Annotated in this window: 16 protein-coding genes; 7 read left to right on the forward strand and 9 right to left on the reverse strand. The window is 69.0% G+C overall.

Annotated elements, in window-relative coordinates; translation table 11 throughout:
• Positions 1-2 precede the first annotated feature (2 nt).
• From VHR41_16080 to VHR41_16095, 4 genes are read left to right on the forward strand one after another with little or no spacing between them, the layout of a single operon-like run.
• Positions 3-791: an enoyl-CoA hydratase/isomerase family protein gene (locus VHR41_16080; GenBank protein ID HEX3235717.1), complete on the forward strand. Its 789-nt coding sequence runs from the start codon at positions 3-5 to the stop codon at positions 789-791.
• Positions 788-1,606 (forward strand): SDR family oxidoreductase, encoded by an 819-nt coding sequence (locus tag VHR41_16085; GenBank protein ID HEX3235718.1) that lies wholly within the window; start codon positions 788-790, stop codon positions 1,604-1,606. Before VHR41_16080 ends, VHR41_16085 begins: the two co-directional genes overlap by 4 nt.
• 5 nt (positions 1,607-1,611) lie before the next feature.
• Positions 1,612-2,307, forward strand: coding sequence for a hypothetical protein (locus VHR41_16090; protein ID HEX3235719.1), 696 nt, complete (start codon positions 1,612-1,614; stop codon positions 2,305-2,307).
• A gap of 4 nt (positions 2,308-2,311) precedes the next feature.
• The gene (locus VHR41_16095; GenBank protein HEX3235720.1) at positions 2,312-2,677 is read left to right on the forward strand and encodes a DUF423 domain-containing protein; all 366 of its coding nucleotides are present in this window, start codon (positions 2,312-2,314) and stop codon (positions 2,675-2,677) included.
• A gap of 143 nt (positions 2,678-2,820) precedes the next feature.
• Here VHR41_16095 and VHR41_16100 read toward each other — a convergent pair whose 3' ends face one another.
• The 3 genes from VHR41_16100 to VHR41_16110 all read right to left on the reverse strand — a co-directional run bounded on the left by VHR41_16100 (position 2,821) and on the right by VHR41_16110 (position 5,393).
• Positions 2,821-3,327, reverse strand: coding sequence for a DinB family protein (locus VHR41_16100; GenBank protein ID HEX3235721.1), 507 nt, complete (start codon positions 3,325-3,327; stop codon positions 2,821-2,823).
• A gap of 61 nt (positions 3,328-3,388) precedes the next feature.
• Positions 3,389-4,252, reverse strand: a complete 864-nt coding sequence (locus VHR41_16105; GenBank protein HEX3235722.1) for a methyltransferase domain-containing protein — start codon at positions 4,250-4,252, stop codon at positions 3,389-3,391.
• Positions 4,253-4,436: 184 nt separating this feature from the next.
• The gene (locus VHR41_16110; GenBank protein ID HEX3235723.1) at positions 4,437-5,393 is read right to left on the reverse strand and encodes an AraC family transcriptional regulator; all 957 of its coding nucleotides are present in this window, start codon (positions 5,391-5,393) and stop codon (positions 4,437-4,439) included.
• A 186-nt stretch (positions 5,394-5,579) separates the two neighbouring features.
• Here VHR41_16110 and VHR41_16115 point away from each other — a divergent pair, with 186 nt between their 5' ends.
• Positions 5,580-8,009, forward strand: coding sequence for a protein kinase (locus tag VHR41_16115; GenBank protein HEX3235724.1), 2,430 nt, complete (start codon positions 5,580-5,582; stop codon positions 8,007-8,009).
• 4 nt (positions 8,010-8,013) lie between these two features.
• Here VHR41_16115 and VHR41_16120 read toward each other — a convergent pair whose 3' ends face one another.
• Both VHR41_16120 and VHR41_16125 read right to left on the reverse strand, forming a co-directional pair.
• Complete coding sequence (locus VHR41_16120; protein HEX3235725.1) at positions 8,014-10,188, reverse strand: penicillin acylase family protein; 2,175 nt, start codon at positions 10,186-10,188, stop codon at positions 8,014-8,016.
• Positions 10,189-10,304: 116 nt separating this feature from the next.
• Positions 10,305-12,749 (reverse strand): ABC transporter permease, encoded by a 2,445-nt coding sequence (locus VHR41_16125; protein ID HEX3235726.1) that lies wholly within the window; start codon positions 12,747-12,749, stop codon positions 10,305-10,307.
• 173 nt (positions 12,750-12,922) lie between these two features.
• Here VHR41_16125 and VHR41_16130 point away from each other — a divergent pair, with 173 nt between their 5' ends.
• On the forward strand, positions 12,923-13,930 hold the full coding sequence (locus VHR41_16130; protein ID HEX3235727.1) for an alcohol dehydrogenase: 1,008 nt from the start codon (positions 12,923-12,925) through the stop codon (positions 13,928-13,930).
• Positions 13,931-13,962: 32 nt separating this feature from the next.
• Positions 13,963-14,625, forward strand: coding sequence for a YkgJ family cysteine cluster protein (locus tag VHR41_16135; protein ID HEX3235728.1), 663 nt, complete (start codon positions 13,963-13,965; stop codon positions 14,623-14,625).
• On the opposite strand, the gene VHR41_16140 is transcribed toward VHR41_16135, so the two are convergent.
• From VHR41_16140 to VHR41_16155, 4 genes are all read right to left on the reverse strand, one after another.
• Complete coding sequence (locus tag VHR41_16140) at positions 14,600-15,424, reverse strand: cytochrome c oxidase assembly protein (protein HEX3235729.1); 825 nt, start codon at positions 15,422-15,424, stop codon at positions 14,600-14,602. The genes VHR41_16135 and VHR41_16140 overlap by 26 nt on opposite strands.
• The gene (locus VHR41_16145) at positions 15,421-15,786 is read right to left on the reverse strand and encodes a cytochrome C oxidase subunit IV family protein (protein HEX3235730.1); all 366 of its coding nucleotides are present in this window, start codon (positions 15,784-15,786) and stop codon (positions 15,421-15,423) included. Before VHR41_16145 ends, VHR41_16140 begins: the two co-directional genes overlap by 4 nt.
• Positions 15,787-15,797: 11 nt before the next feature.
• Positions 15,798-16,418, reverse strand: coding sequence for a cytochrome c oxidase subunit 3 (locus VHR41_16150; protein ID HEX3235731.1), 621 nt, complete (start codon positions 16,416-16,418; stop codon positions 15,798-15,800).
• Positions 16,419-16,433: 15 nt separating this feature from the next.
• On the reverse strand, positions 16,434-17,499 hold a 1,066-nt coding region (locus VHR41_16155), incomplete at its 5' end, for a cbb3-type cytochrome c oxidase subunit I (GenBank protein HEX3235732.1).

Consider the following 17,499-nt stretch of genomic DNA (forward strand, 5'->3'; position numbering starts at 1 on the left):
CCATGTCGGACGAGCTGTTGTACTCGGTCGAAGGCCCGGTGCACCGGCTGACGCTCAATCGGCCCGCACGACGCAACGCGCTCACGCCCGCTCTCGCGCGGGAGCTCGCGCTGGTGCTCGAGACCATCGAGGAGGCGGCGCAGGCGGAATCGGTGGTGCTCGGCGGCGCCGGCGGGCACTTCTGTGCCGGGCTCGACCTGCACTGGCTGCGCTCCCTGGGTGCCAGTGCCACCGTGGCCGAGCTGCAGCACGGCCTGAGCGATTTCCAGGCGGCGGTGCTGGCCATCGTGCGCTGCCCGGTGCCGGTCATCGCGGTGGTGGCGGGGACCGCGGCCGGGTACGGACTCGACCTCGCCCTCGCCTGTGATTTCCGGGTCGCCGGCGCCGGGGCCAGCTTCACCTCCGCCTTTGCCCGTATGGGGCTTGTGCCGGACGGCGGCTCGACCTTCACCTTGCCCCGGCTGGTCGGAGTCGGTCCGGCGCTTCGCCTGCTCCTGGCCGGTGAGACGCTGGATGCCGCGCGGGCCCATGCCATCGGGCTGGTTGACGCCGTGGTGGACGACGCCGCGCTGGAGGCCGAGGTCCGCCGGCTGACCGAGCAGCTCTCCGCCAACGCACCGTCCAGCGTCCGTACCATCAAGCGGCTGGTGCGGGCGCCGGAGATCGGGGTGCTGGAACAGGCGCTCTCCACGGAGGGCGCGGCCCAGATCCAGGCGCTCCAGGGAGCCGAGTTTCGCCGGCGGCTGGAGAGCTTCACGGCGCGGGGCGCGGCCCGGACCGACAAGGCATGAGCCAACCGGATCGAAGCCCCTTCCGTCCCGATCTCCTCAGCGGTCAGCTCGCGGTGGTGACGGGCGGGGGCACCGGTATCGGCCTGGGCATCGCCGGGTGCCTCGCGTCCGCCGGCGCCGCGGTGGTCCTCGCCAGCCGGAAACCGGAGCACCTCGAGCACGCCGCTGAGAGCCTTCGGGCCGAGGGGGCGCGTGTCACCACTGTGGAGACCAACGTGCGCGAGCCCGAGTCGGTGGGCCGCATGGTCGAGCGAGTGTCCCGTGAGCACGGCCGCATCGACATCCTGGTGAACAACGCCGCCGGCAACTTCTACGCGCCGTCTGCCACGCTCTCGCCCAACGGCTGGCGTGCGGTGCTGGAGACCGATCTCTCCGGGACCTTCCTGTGCGCACAGGCCGTGTACCCGGTGATGAAGGCCCAGGGCGGCGGCCGCATCGTCTCGATCTCCATGACCCTGCATTACCGCGGCTGGCCTCAGATGGCCCACGCCACCGCCGCCAAGGCCGGCGTCGACGCACTCACGCGGACGCTGGCCCTGGAATGGGCGCCGGACCGGATCACGGTCAATGCCGTGGCGCCCGGGCCGATACCGACCGAGGGAGTCAGGAAGGCGTTCACCCCGCCCAACGAGGCTGCACCGGACCTCTTCCGGATGGATCGGTACGTGGCCGACGCCATCCCACTCGGCCGATGGGGCACGCCCGAGGACGTGGGCCAGATGGTCACCTTTCTGGCGAGCCCCGCCGGTGAGTGGATCACCGGGGCCATCTTCGTGGTCGACGGCGGCTCTTGGCTCGCGGGCGGGAGGCCCTGACACCCATGTTCCTCGGGCACTACGGTGTGGCGTTCGCGCTCAAGCGAGTCGAGCCCAAGATCTCGCTCGGCACGCTCTTCGTGGCGTGCCAGCTGGCGGACCTACTCTGGGGCTGCTTCCTCCTGCTCGGATGGGAGCACGCGCGCGTCGTTCCGGATCCCAATCCGCTGCTCAATTTCGAGTTCCTCGACTATCCGATCTCCCACAGCCTTGTGGCGGCGCTCGCCTGGGGCATCGTCGGGGCGGCGGCCTACTACTCCTGGCCCACCCGCGACACCAGCCGGCACTGGCAGGCGTCGGTGCTGGTCGGCGCGGCGGTCGCCTCGCACTATCCGCTGGACGTGCTGGTGCACCTCAAGGATCTGCCGCTGGCGGGGGACGATTCTCTCAAGATCGGCCTCGGATTGTGGAACCACTTCGGCATCAGCATCGCGGTGGAGCTGCTGACGCTGGCGATCGGACTCGCCGTCTACATCCGGTTTCAGTCCCGGCGGCACCCGATCCGGGTGGGGCGGCTGGCCGTCGTGGTCCTGCTGCTGGTGGGCATGTACGCCGCGGCACTCATCTCGCCGCCGCCGCCCGGAATGACGATAGTGGCGGTGAGCGACATCGCGCTCATCCTGGGGGTGGGGGCACTCGCCGCCTGGGCCGACCGCCAGCCCTCGCCCGCGGAGCTCGCGGCGGCGCGCGCGCCGAGGTGATGACGTGCAGCGACTCTTTTTCGTGCTCGGAGCGATCTCGGCTTTCCTCGCCGTGGCGGCGGGGGCGTTCGGGGCGCACGCTCTCCGCGGACGGCTGACCCCGGAGCTGCTCGGCGTCTTCGAGACGGCCGCGCGGTACCAGATGTACCATGCGTTCGGGTTGATCGCCGCGGCGTGGGCGGTGGTGCGGTGGCCCGGGGCGCTGAGCCACTGGGCCGGGTGGCTGTTCGTGGGCGGGACGCTGCTCTTCTCCGGCAGCCTCTATGGGTTGGCGCTCACGGGAGTCCGCTGGCTGGGGGCGATCACGCCGCTGGGCGGGGTTGCGTTTCTGGCGGGATGGGTCTGTCTGGCGCTGTCGGCGCGGGGGTAGGAATAGACGAGCGCCTGCGGCCACCTCGGAGGCGAACACCGAACGGCAGCCACAGCCACGGCCACCACCAAAGCAATAGCCACGGCAACAGCAACAATTCACCAGGGAGAATTGTTGCTGTTGCCGATCCCAGCCCGAGACGCTTAGGCCACCCGCGCCGCAGCCACCCGCGCTTTCAACGCTCCGCGTACGGCAGCCAGGTGATGATAGCTGTGCCGGACCGCGTGATCCTCCAGCATGAACTGACAGGTGAGCGGGGCATCCGCGTTGAGCGAGACCGGAGCGGCCCGGTCGAGCTCCTCGTCGCCCAGCGCGCGGATCGCCGCGGCGGCCGCGGCGCTGTTGCGCCGAAGCAGATCCAGCGCCGCGTCCTTCGTCACCGCGTCGTACTCCTTGGCGTGCGCGGCATTCAGCGCGTGGACGTCATCCCACGTCACCCCCGCCACCGGCTCCCCTCCGGCCAGCTTCTGCGCCAGTTGGATCTCCAGCGGGTACATGGTGGCGACATGATGCACGACAACGCCGATCGTGCGCCCGTCCTTGGGAATCCGGGTCTGCCACTCCGACTCGGTGAGCGCGCCCGCGAGGGCGTCGAGGGCAAGGGCACCCTGTTCCAGGCGATTGGCGAGAGCGTTGGCACGTTGGCTCATTGGTTCATCTCCGGTTGAATGACTTGGGCATTTCAGTCCATCGCTGAGACAGGCCTGCGACTCAGGCGACCCGCGCTTGCACGTCGAGATATTCCCCCGCCACGGCCGTGGTCCCGTCGGTCGCGAGGTTGTGCTGCTGGAACAGACTGGTGAGCTCGTCGCGCAGCCGGCTCGCGCCTTGGGGATCGGTCGCGCGGAGCGTCGTGACCGTCGGCCCGTAATTGGCGGCGAACAGCTCGGTGACCGCTGCCGGTGGAAACGGGAAGCGAAGCTCCAGGGTCCGGCGGGTGCAGGTCAACGAGGTCACCCCTCCCCCGAAGCGGGCACGAACCGTTTCCTCCTTGCCCCACTCCAGCGAGCTCGGTACACCCGGCGGGGGCGGCACCACGCCGACGTGAGCCCGCAACACCTTCCCGATGAAGCCCTCCGGCGTCCAATTCGCCATCGCTACCCGGCCTCCCGGGCGGGTGACCCGCAGCAGCTCCGCCGCGGCCCGCTCCGGCCGGTAGGCGAACATCGCGCCGAACATCGTCACGGTGGTATCGAACTGATCGTCGACGTAGGGCAGCGCCTCCGCATCGCCCACCTCGAACGTGATGGCCTGACCGGCGGTCCGGGCCTCGAGCCGGGCCTCCGCGATCAGGTTCGGCGCGATGTCGATGCCGCTCACCCGAGCGCCGGCCCGTGCCGCCGGGATGGCGAGGTTGCCGGTACCACACGCGACGTCAAGTACCGATTCCCCAGGGCGCAGCGCCAGCCGGGTGATGAACTCCTCGGCGCCGGGCGCGAAGCTGCGCGCGATCGGCAGGAAATCGCCCGCCGTCCACACCTTCCGTGCCCGGGCGGTGAGGGCATCTTCGGACCAGGCGGGGACCTCGGCGCGGACGGCGGGAGCGTCGGCGCGGAGGATGTTGTCGGATGACATGCCAGCCTCTCGGTGAATGGGTCGGCGCGCCCTCGTGGCGCGCGAGACGCATAGTGGCGAGGCGGCACGATTTGCCCTATGACTGCCCGTCCCGACTTCCTGCTCGGGCGTACCCGGACCAGCAGTTCCTGCGCGGGAGTCCAACGGAGTTGCGCGATCGTCTCGATTGAGCGGAGTGGAAGAGCTACTGGCGAGTGGTGCGGCGAGCCTCGCGCCACGCACCGGGAGCGAGGCCGGTGGCCTTCTTGAATGCCCGGCTGAAGGCGGCCTCGGAGTCGTATCCCACCTCCGCTCCGATGGTCGCGACCTTCGCGCCGCTCTGGGCGAGCAGGTTGGCCGCGATCTGCATCCGCCATTGCGCGAGGTACTGCATCGGCGGCTGGCCCACCAGCAGGGCGAACCGCTTGGCCACGTTGGACCGGGAAGAGGCCGCGGCTCGAGCGAGCTCGTCGAGCGTCCACGGATGCGCTGGCCGACTGTGGAGCAGCGCCAGTACCCGCCCCACCACATCATCGCGGATGCCGGCGAGCCAGCCGGTCTGCCCCTGCGGCAAATCCTCCAGGTACCGGCGCACCACCTCGATGAACATCAGCTCCGCCAGCCGGGTGAGGACCGTGTCGGCGCCGGCCCGGCCCAGGCGGGACTCTTCGATGAGCTGCCGAGTGAAGTTGCCGTGCCAGGCGTTCGACATGCCCCGCATGTGCATCCGGCGTGGGAGTGCCGCCAGCAGGGGGTTGAACGGCCGGCGGTCACAGGCCAGAAATCCGCAGACGAACGAGGTGACCCGGGGCCCGTGATCGCCGAGCAGGACAGTGTGGGGGTAACGGGCGGGCGCGCTACTATTGACTTCGGGACCGGTGCGAAGGCCTCGCCCGCTCGACATCAGGTGCGCGTCGCCGTGGGGGAAGACCAGGACGTCGCCCGGGGCGAGCTCGACCTGGTCCTCGCCGTCCAGGCCGCCAAAGCAGCGGCCTTGGGTCAGGACATGGTAGGAGATGAGGTGCTCCGCGTCCGGCATGATGCGGGGCGAGAGCTCCTGGGCGGCCACTGTCTCCACGCTCCACGGCTCCGCCGCCTCGACCGCGTAGAAGTACGCGCCATCGAGGCGGACGACGCGCAGCAGGTCTGAGAGGGGGTCCATGGCCGGGGGAATACTAACTCTGATTGGCCTGCCGCCGCTCACGCTGGGTGAGCCGTTCCCTGACGCAGCCCCCGCTCATTGGCCGATGATGCAGGGCCTCCCGCATTGCTCTGGCCCGCTACCCGGTCAGAGTGTACCGTTAGGCCGTTACGGTTACCCCTCGCCGGAAAGACCAGCTTGCCCGATATGCTGCATCATCTCCAGGCGTCTCTGGCAGACCGCTACCGGATCGAGCGCGAGCTGGGACGGGGCGGCATGGCCACGGTCTTTCTGGCTCACGACCTCCGGCATGACCGGCCCGTCGCGCTCAAGGTTCTCCATCCCGGCCTGGCTCAGTTGCTGGGCCCGGAGCGATTCCTCCGCGAGATCCGGCTCTGCGCCCGCCTGCAGCATCCGCATATTCTGGCCGTGCACGACTCCGGCGGCGCCGACGGACAGCTCTGGTTCACCATGCCGTACGTCGAGGGAGAGACCTTGCGGAGCCGGCTGCTGCGGGAGAAGCAGCTCCCGGTGGGTGACGCGCTGCGCATCGCCCGCCAGGTGGCCGACGCGCTGCACTACGCGCACCAGCACGGCGTGATCCATCGGGACATCAAGCCCGAGAACATTCTGCTCACCGGCAACCTCTCGCTCGACCAGGGCACAACGGGGGAATTCCACGCCCTCGTCGCGGACTTCGGGATCGCACGAGCGGTCGCGGCCGAGCCGGGCGAGCGGTTGACCGAGACCGGACTCAGCCTGGGCACGCCCCACTACATGAGCCCCGAGCAGGCGCTGGCGCAGCGGGACGTCGATCAGCGGACCGACATTTACGCTTTGGGCTGCGTCCTCTACGAAATGCTCACCGCTGAGCCGCCCTACACCGGGCCGACGCCCCAGGCGATCCTGGCCAAGCGGCTCACCGAGCCGGTCCCGCACGTGCGCACGACTCGTGAGGTGCCTCCGGCCCTGGAGCGCGCGGTGACCAGGGCGCTGGCCCGATCGCCTGCAGATCGCTTCCCCACCGCGGGCGAGTTTGCGGCCGCGCTGCAGACCGACCCGGCGGCGGATGGCGCCGGCACCAGGGACACCACGGCAACGCAGCGCCCGGGCCGGAGGGTGGCTCGACCGATCGTGCTCGGGGCGACGCTGCTGCTGCTGGTGCTCGGCGCCTACGCCGCGCTCCGGTGGATCAGGCCGGCAGGAGCGGCCCCGGCGGCTTCTGCCGCGGTCCTTCCCTTCGTCGATCTGAGCCCCGAGAGGGATCGGGAGTACTTCAGCGACGGACTCACCGAGGAGTTGATCACCACGCTCAGTCAGGTGCCCGGCCTCCGGGTTGCGGCCCGGACCTCCTCGTTTCAGTTCAAGGGACAGAGCGTCGACCTGCACGAGGTCGGCCGGAGGCTCGATGTCGGCGCCGTGCTGGAGGGGAGCGTGCGGAGGAGCGGCAATCGGCTCAGGGTCAGCGCCCAGCTCATCAATGTGAAGGATGGGTACCAGCTCTGGTCCGAGTCCTACGATCGAGATCTGGCCGATGTGTTCGCCGTGCAGGAGGATGTGGCGCGGTCCATCGTCGCCGCTCTTCGGGTGCGGCTCGCGCCGGCCCGTGATTCGACTCTGGCCCTGCGCCCCACCGGCGATCTCCAGGCCTACGATCTATACCTCAAGGGACGGTTTGCCTGGAACCAGCGAACCGGTCCTGCCCTGCGGGACGCGGTGCAATACCTGGAACAGGCCGTGGCGCTAGACTCGACCTTCGCCCGCGCCTGGGCGGCGCTGGCCGATGCCTACATCCTCGCCTACAACTATGGCGGCGGTGGCTCGGTGGCGGACACTTGGCGGAAGGCTCAGGGCGCCGCGAAGAAGGCGCTGGCGCTCGACCCCACCTCGGCCGAGGCGTACACCACGCTCGGCTATGGCAACATGCTCTTCGCGTGGAACTGGCAGGCGGCGGAGCAGAATTTCCGGCGGGCCATCGCCGCGGATCCCAACTACGCCACGGGCCATCACTGGTACGGCGACTTCCTGGCCGGCCGGCACCGGCTGACCGAGAGCCTCGCGGAGATGAACCGCGCGCACCAGTTGGATCCCTTGTCGCGGCAGATCGGAGTCGAGCTGGGATGGGTGCTCTACCTGATGCACCGGAACGACGAGGCGGCCGCGCAGATCAGCCAGACTCTCACGCTCGATCCGAACTATTCTCAGGCCCACGCTCGACTCGGCATGGTCCGGATCCAGCAGCGGCGCTACGATGAGGCGATCGCCTTACTCAAGCGCTCCATCGACCTGGGCGGGTTTTATGCCTATAGCGCGAGTCCGCTCACGGTTGCGTACGCCAGGTCCGGGGATCGCGTCGCGGCAGCTCGAACCCTGGACGAGCTCAAGCGCCGCGCCGCGACGGAGCTCGTGCCTCCCTATTCCATGGCTGTCGCGTATGCCGGCCTGGGCGACGTGACGCAGGGCATCGCGTGGCTCAACCGAGGCATCGACACCAAGGACGCCTATCTCCCGGAGAATTTCTCGGAGCCGCTACTGGACCCACTGCGGAAGGACCCCAGGTTCGCTCGGGCGTTGGCGCGGATGGATCTGGCGCCTTCGTCGGAGGATTCGTCGAGCGCGCCGTCGGCGGGGCGATGACCCCTCACTTGCCGGGATGGTATTCGCGCTCGGTATGCCCCTCGAGCTGTGCCGGATAGAAGTACACCTGGCGCAGATTCCCCGCCGCATACCGCTCTGCCTGGTCGTCGAAGTGCCGAGACCGCGGATCGCCGCTCTCCCCGCCCGCCGTCACCGCCTTCGCCCGCACGCTGTCCTTTCCGAACTCTACGACCGCGACGAAGCTGTTGCCGTAGGTTCCGTACATCCGCCGAGTGCCCGGATAGGTCTGCGCCCCGAACGACGCGAGCGACCCCCACCGTGCCGAGGTGAACGGCACCGGCACGCTTGCGCCCGAGTCGGAGAACGGCTGCACGATATCTCCAGTGAGCCGCTGGAAGCGGTTGATCTCACCCCAGGGCATCTTCCAGGTCCCGAAATCCCGGGTGAGCCGCTCGACTGCCGCGGCGAGCGCACTCAGGCGCTCAGCGGGTGTCGCCCGCGTGGCCATGTAGTCGTAGGCCGACATTCCCGCGCGGCCGGCGTTTCCCCGCACCATCGCCGCGAGCGTGTCTCCCCAGTATACGGCCAGCGCCGTCGGCACCGAGCTGGCCGACCAGCGGAAATCCCACTGGCGGAGGACCGCGATCGGCTCGGCGACCCGGCGCTTGAGCGAGTCGGCGTCTGAGGCCGCGTCGTACGCCGCCAGCAGCGGCGGCACCAGCCGCGCGAACGCCGTGAGATAGCTGTCGAATGCCGCGTCGCGTAGCCGATCGAGCGTGAAGTCCTTCCGATGCTCCAGCACCATGATCGCGTGGAGCCCGCGCGGGCTCTCGCCGGCATGATCCATATACGCGGGAAAGTCCTCCCGCTTGGGGCTGTACGGCCCGGCCGCCGAGTAGGGCCAGTCGTTGGTATTCTGGATCCAGCCGTTCGGCGGATCGACTACGTGCGGACTGTCCTCGACGCCGTGCAAGCCATGCCATTCGGTGGCCGGATCGCTGCCATCCACCGGCTGCGTCCAGTCGAACCGGTCGTCCCGTCTGGGAATGAACTGCGGGTGGAAGTAGGCGATGTGCCCGTCCGCGTCTGCGTAGACCGTGTTGTTCGACGAGTTGGCGTGCAGCTCCATGACCTTGCGGTACGCCGCGAGGGACCGCGCCTTAGTGCGGAGAAACGACTGGCTCAGCGCCTCGACCGGCTTCTCCATGAGGCGGATGCTGATCCACTTCCCCTCCGCTGCGCGCACGATCGGCCCGTGTCGGGTCCGGTACACCGTGAACGTCTTCGCCGCCATGCCGCTCGCCGTGCGGTAGGGTACCGTGATGCGGGCGACCAGCATGGGGTGCTCCTCCCGCCCGTACCTGGCGTCGAGCCGGCCATGCTTCCGCACGACGCGCTCGGCATACTCGTCGATCACGTCCGCGCCGGTCGAGCTGTGCATCCAGCCGAGCCGATCGTTGAATCCCTGGTAGATGAAGAGCTGTCCCCAGGTCGCCGCGCCATACGCGTCGAGACCCTCGTCGCTCCTCATCTGCAGCTCGGCCCGGAAGAAGAACGAGGTGTGCGGGTTGATGAGCAGCAACGCCCGATGGTTGACCGTGTTCGCTGGGGCGATCGCGAAGGCGTTCGATCCGGTGGGCTCCGTCGCGCCCACGCTCGCCTCCGCCGGAGCGGGCCGGCTCGCGCTGTCGCCATAGAACGCCCGGAGGCCGTCGAGGGACACGCTCTCGATGTCGCCGCCGATGCTGCCCTCGCTGAAGGTGAGCGGCATCCATGCCTCGAACCGCGTGATGACCCGCGGCTGCACCTTCGGATGGGTGTAGAGGTAATAGTTGAGGCCGTCTGCCCAGGCGCTCGTCAGCCGCCGAAGCCAGGCCGGGCTCGCGGCGTAGCGTGCCTTCATGCTGTACGGATCGATGAACAGCTTCATCCGAAGGTCCTGCCAGATGGCACTCTCCCCCTCCGCCTCGGCCAGCCGCCCCATCGCGTTCAGGTAATTGGTCTCGACCCGGTTAAAGTCGTCCTCTGCCTGGGCGTAGATCATCCCGAAGACGGCGTCAGCGTCGGTCTTCCCGTGGATGTGCGGGATCCCCCAGTCGTCCCGCACGATGGTGACCTGGCGCGCCTCGCGCTCCCAGCGGGCGACGTCGCTCTCGCGGGGGCGTTGGGCGGGAAGCTGGAGGGTGGCGGCGGACAGGGACAGCAGGAGGAGGTACATGGGCTCTCGTCAGGGGGATCGCGGGCGGGCAGAAATCTAGCGGTGCCTGCTCTGCCGGTGCACGGGCGACCCTCGCCGCTCACGGCCAGGGCACCAGGTACACCGTGACCGGCCGCTCACTCCACTCTGATGGCCCGGGCCGGATCGACCGTCGTCGCGCGGCGTGCGGGGACCAGCGTCGCCACGGCGGCCACCGCGGCCAGCACCAGCGCCGCTACCAGAAACGTGACCGGATCGGTGGCGCTCACCTCAAAGAGCTGCGCCCGGAGCCAGCGGGTCGCGACCGCCGCACCCACCGCGCCGATCGCCACCCCGATGGCCGCCAGGCGCATTCCCTCCCCGAGCACCAGCGCGAGCACGTTGCTCCGCTGGGCCCCGAGTGCCATGCGAATGCCCATCTCGCGGCTCCGCTGCGCCACCAGGTACGCCACCAGGCCGTAGATGCCAAGCCCCGCGAGCAGCAGAGCGGGCACGGCAAAGGCGGCGAGGAGGCCGGTGATGAAACGCCTATAATCCAGCGTCTCGCGAAGCGATGCGGTCAGCTGGTACACCCGGTTCCCCAGCCGGGCGCCCTCCAGCGGGATATCGCGATCCACCCCGTGAACGGCGCGTCTCACCGCCTCGACAAACCGCTCCGGCTCCCCGGCAGTCCGCACCATGAGCGCCATCCGAGGCCAGACCGTGAGGGTGTACGGCAGGTAGACCTCGGGCATGAAGTCAGTGTCGAGCGAGAAGTGGCGCACGTTGCCGGCGACGCCGATGACTCTGGCGCGCACCGGCTCCCCGAAGTCGGGCCGGCCCTGGGCCGATTTGTAGACGGTGAGCCGCTTCCCGATCGGATCGCCCCCGGGCCAATAGCGCGCGGCCAGCGCCTGGTTCACCAGCACGGCATCGCCCGGGTGTGCCACCTCCTCGGCCGTGAAGTCGCGCCCGCGCAGGATCGGGATCCCCGCCGTCCGGAAGTAGGCCGAGTCCACCTCGCGGAACATCGCCTCGTCGGTATCGTCACCTCCCAACGCCGATCCCTCCACCTCGATGGCGGTGTTGATGGATGCGCCGCTCAGCGGGACGTGGTTGGTGAGTGCGACGGACTGGACGCCGGGCACCGCCGCCACTGCCGCCGCGACATCCCGGTAGAGCTGGAGCGCCCGCTCCGGCGCGTCGTAACGGGGCGATGGCGGCCCGATCGGCACGGCGAGCAGCCGGTCGGCGTCGAATCCGGTGGGCACGCGCTGCAGCCGCACGAAGCTCCGGAGCAGCAGGCCCGCACCGGTGAGGAGCACGAGCGCGAGCGCGATCTCGCCCACCACCAGCGACGCGCGGAGCCGGCGTCGCGCCGGGCCCCGGCCCGCGCCCGCCCCTTCCCGAAGCGCGGCCGTGAGCGGGCCGGACTGGCGCATGGCTGGCAGGAGGCCGAGAGCCACGACGATGACGATGGCGAGCCCCACCGCCCACAGGAGAACGCCCGGATGCACCACGACCTCGTCCGTGCGCGGCAGGAGATCCCCGCCCGCAAACCGGATCCAGCGCACCACGACGTACGCCAGCACCAGCCCCACCGCTCCCGCCACCGCGCCGAGCACGACGCACTCGGCCGCCAGCAGCCGGAGCAAGGCGGCGCGCCCGCCGCCGAGTGCGGTGCGGATGGCCAGCTCGCGCGAGCGCGCGCCGGCCCGCGCGAGAGCCAGGCCCGCCACGTTCACGCAGGCGATGAGGAGCACCAGCACTGCCGCTGCCGTGAGCAAACGCAGCTGGGGACCGGAGTCGCCCAGGATCTCGCTGGCCACCGGCTGAAAGGCGACGCTGCGCCAGCCGCCGCTCTCCGCGGGGTATGTCTCGGCGAGATGCGCCGCGACCGCGGAAAGCGCCCGCCGTCCAGCGGCTGAGTCCACCCCGGGCCGGAGCCGCGCGACCACCCGGCTGTCCACGTGCAGACCGCGTTGCCCGAGCGCCGAATCGGTGGCGAGGATAGTGCTGAGGGGCGCCCAGAGGTCGGCCCAGGTAGGATAGACGAACTCGGTGGGCATCACCCCGACCACGGTATAGGCCTGGTCGTCGAGCGTGACGCTCCGGCCCACGATGGCCCGGTCGCCGCCGAAGCGGCGCTGCCAGAGGCGCCAGGACAGCACCACGGCGGGTGGCGCGCCCGGCCCGGCGTCGGCTGCCTCGAGCGTGCGGCCGGCTGCGGCCGTCTCCGGCAGCACCCGGAAGAACTCGTCGGATACGAAGGCAGCCACCAGTCGCTCGGCGCCGTCACCGGTCTTGAGCGTCGCTTGGCGTCCTCGGGTGAAGGCCATCGACTCGATCGCGTTGGTGCTGTTGCGCCAGTCCTGAAACGTCGGGTAGGACGCGGGCCGAATGTTGTCCGCCGAGTCCCGCTCGGCCACCATCATCACCCGGTCGGTCGGAGCGTAGGGCAGCGGGCTGAGGATGACTGAGCGAAGGACGCTATACACCGCCGTAGCGCCGCCGATGCCCAGCGCCAGGGTGAGGATAACGGTGAGGCTGTAGGCGGGAGCGCGGCTCAGTGTGCGGCACGCGTGGCTCAGGTCGTTCGCCATCGAAGTACTCCTGGAACGCGGTGACGGGCAGGCCTCGCCAATATACCGCCAAGTCTTGCATCGGGCAGCGCTGGCTCGTCCCACCGGTTTGATCGGGTTCCCGGTCTGCTTAGTCTTGAGCAGCAGCCGACACCCGACGCGCGGCGATACGACAGTGGAGTCTTATGCCGACGATGCGTGTAGTACAGGTTTCCCGCCCGAACGGCCCCTTCGAGATCGTAGAGCGGCCCATACCCGAGCCGGACCTTGGATCGGTGCGGATTCGGGTGCAGGCGTGCGGCATCTGCCACAGCGATACGCTCACCAAGGAAGGAGCCTATCCGGGGATTCACTACCCGCGGGTGCCCGGCCACGAGGTCGCGGGAGTGATCGACTCGGTCGGAGCCGGCACTCCCGATTGGCAGCCGGGGCAGCGGGTGGGCGTAGGGTGGAATGGCGGATATTGCGGACACTGCGAGCCCTGCCGCCGAGGCGACCTCTTCGCCTGTGTGACTGGCAAGATCACCGGCATCACCTCGGATGGCGGCTACGCGGAGTACCTGATCGCGCCGGCCAGCGCGGTCGCGCGAATGCCGGCCGAGCTCTCGCCGGTCGAGGCCGCCCCCCTCATGTGTGCCGGCATCACCACCTTCAACGCCCTCCGGAACTCCGGCGCCCGCCCCGGTGACGTCGTTGCCGTGCTCGGCTTGGGCGGGCTCGGTCACCTGGCGGTCCAGTATGCCGCGAAGATGGGATTTCACACGGTCGGCATCGCGCGTGGCAAGGACAAGGAGCCGCTGGCCCGCCAGCTTGGGGCGGCGGTGTACATCGACAGCCAGGCGCAGGACCCGTCGGCGGAGCTGCTTCGTCTGGGCGGCGCCAAGGTCATTCTGGCGACGGTCACCAGCGGCGAGGCGATGGCCGCCGTGCAAGGCGGTCTCGCCGTCAACGGCACGCTGCTGATCCTCGGGGCGGCCCCCACGATGCAGGTCTCGCCCTTGTCGTTGCTGCGGGGTCGTCGGTCGATCAAGGGCTGGTATTCCGGGACGGCGATCGACTCCGAGGACACGCTCGCCTTCAGTGCGCGTAGCGGCGTCCGGTCGATGAATGAGACATTTCCGCTCGAGCGCACGTCCGAAGCGTACGACCGCATGATGAGTGGGAAAGCGCGCTTCCGGGTCGTGCTGGCGGTCGGCCGTTAGCCGTGGGCAGGTAAGACCGGCATCGAGCCCACATGAACGCCCGCGCGGGCACTCTCGCCTCCTATCGCGTCCTCCTGGACCAGCTCACCTCCTGGTTCGACCAGGCCCGCCGCGAGCACCCCGGCGTCATCCCCTGCCACGAGGGCTGCAGCGCCTGCTGTCACGGTCCGTTCGACATCTCCGTGGCCGACGCGGAGCTGATCCAAGCCGGTCTTCGCGACTTGCCCGAGGGCGAATGGCTGGAGGTGAGGCGTCGAGCCGAGGAGCTGGTCGGGCGGATGGAGGCGCTGGAACCTGGCTGGGGCGCCCCCCACGCCGTCGCCGACCTGGGTGAGGCCCGCTTCGACCGGCTGGCCGAATCCCTCGCGGCCGAGCCGTGCCCGCTGCTGGACCCGGCCGGCCGATGCCGGATCTATCACCACCGTCCCGTTGTCTGCCGGCTCATCGGGCTTGGCATGCGCACGCCGGCGGGCGGCACCATCGAAAACGCCTGCCCGATCCAGGACCGGTTTCCCGGCTACGCCGAGCTTCCGCCCGTTCGCTTCGATCTCGAGTCGTTCGAGGAGGTGGAGCGCGCCTGCCTGGTGCAGGCCGCCGGGCGCCGCCTGGGGGCGCCGGACCGCTGGGAGCAGGAGACCACCATCGCGGCGCTGATCGCCGATCTCCCCGCTACTCGCTCTCTTTGGCCCACTTGAAGAAGAGGACCCCGATCGCCAGGAAGAGGTAGAGATTGCCTGGCACCCACATGATGAGCCCGCCCAGCCGCTGGTCGTCCAGTGGTGAGAGCCCCCACGTCCCCGGCGTCACCGAGTACCAGGGATAGAGCACGGTGTCGCTCAGGGTGATGAGCGCAGCCACCAGCTGCATCGGTATCCCCACCAGAAAGAGGTACAGCATCCCCAGCCCATAGGGCAGCCGCGGTAGCTCGGCGATGGGGCTCATCACCGGCCACCAGAGCAGCGTGGCCGTCACCATGAACATCAGGTGGGTGACGATGTGCATGTCATGGTCCCGCATCATGAGGTCGTAGAACGGGGCCAGGTGCCACACGGCGATCGTCACCGTGAAGATGACCGCGGCCACCACCGGATGGGTGAGCACCCGCGCCACCCGCTGGACCGCGGGCGGACGTGCCAGGAGCTGCCACAGCCAGCCCGGGATCCCGGCAATCAGCAGCGGCGCGAACACCAGGGTAAGCAGCAGGTGCTGCACCATGTGCACGCTGAACAGGTAATAGTCGCTCAGGTCGTGCATCGGCCCGTTGAGCGCGCCGAGCAGCACCAGGAGGGCCGCCACGAAGCAGGCGAGCTGCCAGCGGGGCACGGGGGGTCCCAGGTTCCGCCGCCGGCGGAGGGGCCCGATGGCGTAAAAGTAGAAGGCACCGAGAAGCCCGGTGCCTATGAGAACGCTGGGGTGGAGCGCCCAGCTCCATTGGTAGGGGCCGCTGGGACGCGATCGTTCGTCCAGCAGCGCCGCCAGTGGCAGGAGCGTCAACCGCCCGACCGCGCGTAGGCGAAGTGGTATGCCATGAGCGCCATGAGCGCGAACACGATGATGGCCGCAATGATGAGCGGGAAGACGAACACGCCGGCAAAGAGCCGGCTGTCCTGCTTGAGGTGCATGTAGAACATCGCCACCAGCGCGAACTTGGCCGCGGAGAGAAGGAGCAGCAGTGGGACGAAGAACGGCTGGATCTGGGCGCCCATCGTGCCCGAGTGCTCGCCGTAGGTGAACTCGTAGAGCCCCACTTCCAGGGCGGTCAGGATGAAGAGGATGATGCCGATCTTGAGGTAGACCCCCGCCGATGGGTGCGAGTGCTCCTCGGCGGGAGCGGGTGTGGAGGCGTGCGCGTCCATGCCTTCGGCCCTCACTTGATCAGGTAGACGACGGGGAAGATCACCACCCAGACCACGTCCACGAAGTGCCAGTAGAGCGCGGCGATCTCCAGATTGAGCGACTTGGCGGGCGGAATCCGGCCGCGGAACGCCTCGATCCAGAGCGTGATGAGCCAGATCACCCCCAGCGTCACGTGGGTGCCGTGAAATCCGGTCAGGGTAAAGAAGCTGGCCCCGAACAGGTTGACCTTGAGCGTGAGTCCCTTGTGCACGAAATGGGTGAACTCGTACACCTGCATGCCCACGAAGAAGAGCCCGCAGACGATCGTGGCGGAGAGCCAGCCCAGCAGCGCCCGGCGGTTGCCTCGCTGGGCACCCGCCAGCGCCAGCACGATGAAGAGCGAGCTGAACAGCAGCAGCGCGGTGCCGAAGGTGACCAGCGGGATCTCGATGACACCCTCGATGACCTTCCCGTCGGGGAGCGTCACGTTGTGGGGGAACGGCGGAATCAGGTTCCGGCTCTTGTTCACCAGGTAATTCGAGATCAGCGTCGCGAAGAACAGGCACTCGGACCCGATGAAGGTCCAGATCGCCAGCTTCCGGCTGTCGAGCCCGGTGGAGGTCTCCAGGTGGAGCGCGTGCGCGTCGGACAAGATCGTTCTCCTGGTTCAGCCCGCGGGCTCGAAGGCCCAGTTGTACACCCCGAAGAACAGGATCGCTGCCCCGGCGATGATGCCCCAGGGACCCAGATGCTGGATCAGCAGCACCCCGGTCATCATGCCGACCAGCCCCACGGCCGCGATCAGTGGCCAGTACGATGGATTGGGCAGGTGGATCCCCGCGCCGCTCACCCGTGCCGGCTCCGGCAGGGTCCCGCCGCGCTCACGCTTGGCCTCCCACACCGGATCTCGCCCGCGCACCGTCGGCACCTCGGCGAAGTTCCACTCCTGCGGGGGCGACGGAATCGACCATTCCAGCGTGGCGCCGTTCCAGGGGTCGGCCGGCGCGTTTCGGGGACCGCGGGAGGTCTTGAAGATGTTCACCAGGAAGACCGCGAAGGAGAGCGCCAGGATGAACGCGCCCACTGTCTCCAACTGGTTCAGCTGCTCGAAGCCCAGGCCCTCGGGATAGGTGTAGACCCGGCGCGGCATGCCGTTGAGCCCCAGGATGTGCATCGGGAAGAAGGTCACGTTGAACCCGATGAGCATGAGCCAGAAGTGCAGCTTCCCGAGCGTCTCGTCCAGCACCCGGCCGGACATCTTGGGCCACCAGTAGTACGCCCCCGCGGTAAGGCCGAAGATGCTGCCGCCGAACAGCACGTAGTGGAAGTGCGCCACGATGAAGTAGGTGTCGTTCTGCTGGGTATCGGCCGGGGGGGACGCGTGCATCACGCCGGAGAGCCCGCCGATGATGAACATGGCGATGAACCCGACCGCGAAGTACATCGGCGTCCTGAACTGCAGAGAGCCGCCCCACATCGTCCCCAGCCAGTTGAATATCTTCACCCCCGTCGGGATGGCGATCAGCATGGTGGCGAGGGAGAAGAAGGTGTCCGCGATCGGGCCCATGCCGGTCGTGAACATGTGATGGCTCCATACCCCGAAGCCGAGGAAGGCGATGAACGCCCCGGAGAACACCATCGCCGCGTAGCCGAAGAGCGGCTTGCGGGAGAAGACCGGCAGCACCTCGGAGATGATCCCGAACGCGGGGAGCACCAGGATGTAGACCTCGGGA

The sequence above is a fragment of the Gemmatimonadales bacterium genome, assembly GCA_036265815.1.
GTDB lineage: Bacteria > Gemmatimonadota > Gemmatimonadetes > Gemmatimonadales > GWC2-71-9 > CAVVWJ01.

Excerpts from the sequence above, each read along its gene's own strand:
- VHR41_16080 (HEX3235717.1), top strand. The coding sequence starts at position 3 with ATGTCGGACGAGCTGTTGTACTCGGTCGAAGGCCCGGTGCACCGGCTG.
- VHR41_16085 (HEX3235718.1), top strand. The coding sequence starts at position 788 with ATGAGCCAACCGGATCGAAGCCCCTTCCGTCCCGATCTCCTCAGCGGT.
- VHR41_16090 (HEX3235719.1), top strand. The coding sequence starts at position 1,612 with ATGTTCCTCGGGCACTACGGTGTGGCGTTCGCGCTCAAGCGAGTCGAG.
- VHR41_16100 (HEX3235721.1), bottom strand. The coding sequence starts at position 3,327 with ATGAGCCAACGTGCCAACGCTCTCGCCAATCGCCTGGAACAGGGTGCC.
- VHR41_16105 (HEX3235722.1), bottom strand. The coding sequence starts at position 4,252 with ATGTCATCCGACAACATCCTCCGCGCCGACGCTCCCGCCGTCCGCGCC.
- VHR41_16110 (HEX3235723.1), bottom strand. The coding sequence starts at position 5,393 with ATGGACCCCCTCTCAGACCTGCTGCGCGTCGTCCGCCTCGATGGCGCG.
- VHR41_16115 (HEX3235724.1), top strand. The coding sequence starts at position 5,580 with ATGCTGCATCATCTCCAGGCGTCTCTGGCAGACCGCTACCGGATCGAG.
- VHR41_16120 (HEX3235725.1), bottom strand. The coding sequence starts at position 10,188 with ATGTACCTCCTCCTGCTGTCCCTGTCCGCCGCCACCCTCCAGCTTCCC.
- VHR41_16125 (HEX3235726.1), bottom strand. The coding sequence starts at position 12,749 with ATGGCGAACGACCTGAGCCACGCGTGCCGCACACTGAGCCGCGCTCCC.
- VHR41_16130 (HEX3235727.1), top strand. The coding sequence starts at position 12,923 with ATGCGTGTAGTACAGGTTTCCCGCCCGAACGGCCCCTTCGAGATCGTA.
- VHR41_16135 (HEX3235728.1), top strand. The coding sequence starts at position 13,963 with ATGAACGCCCGCGCGGGCACTCTCGCCTCCTATCGCGTCCTCCTGGAC.
- VHR41_16145 (HEX3235730.1), bottom strand. The coding sequence starts at position 15,786 with ATGGACGCGCACGCCTCCACACCCGCTCCCGCCGAGGAGCACTCGCAC.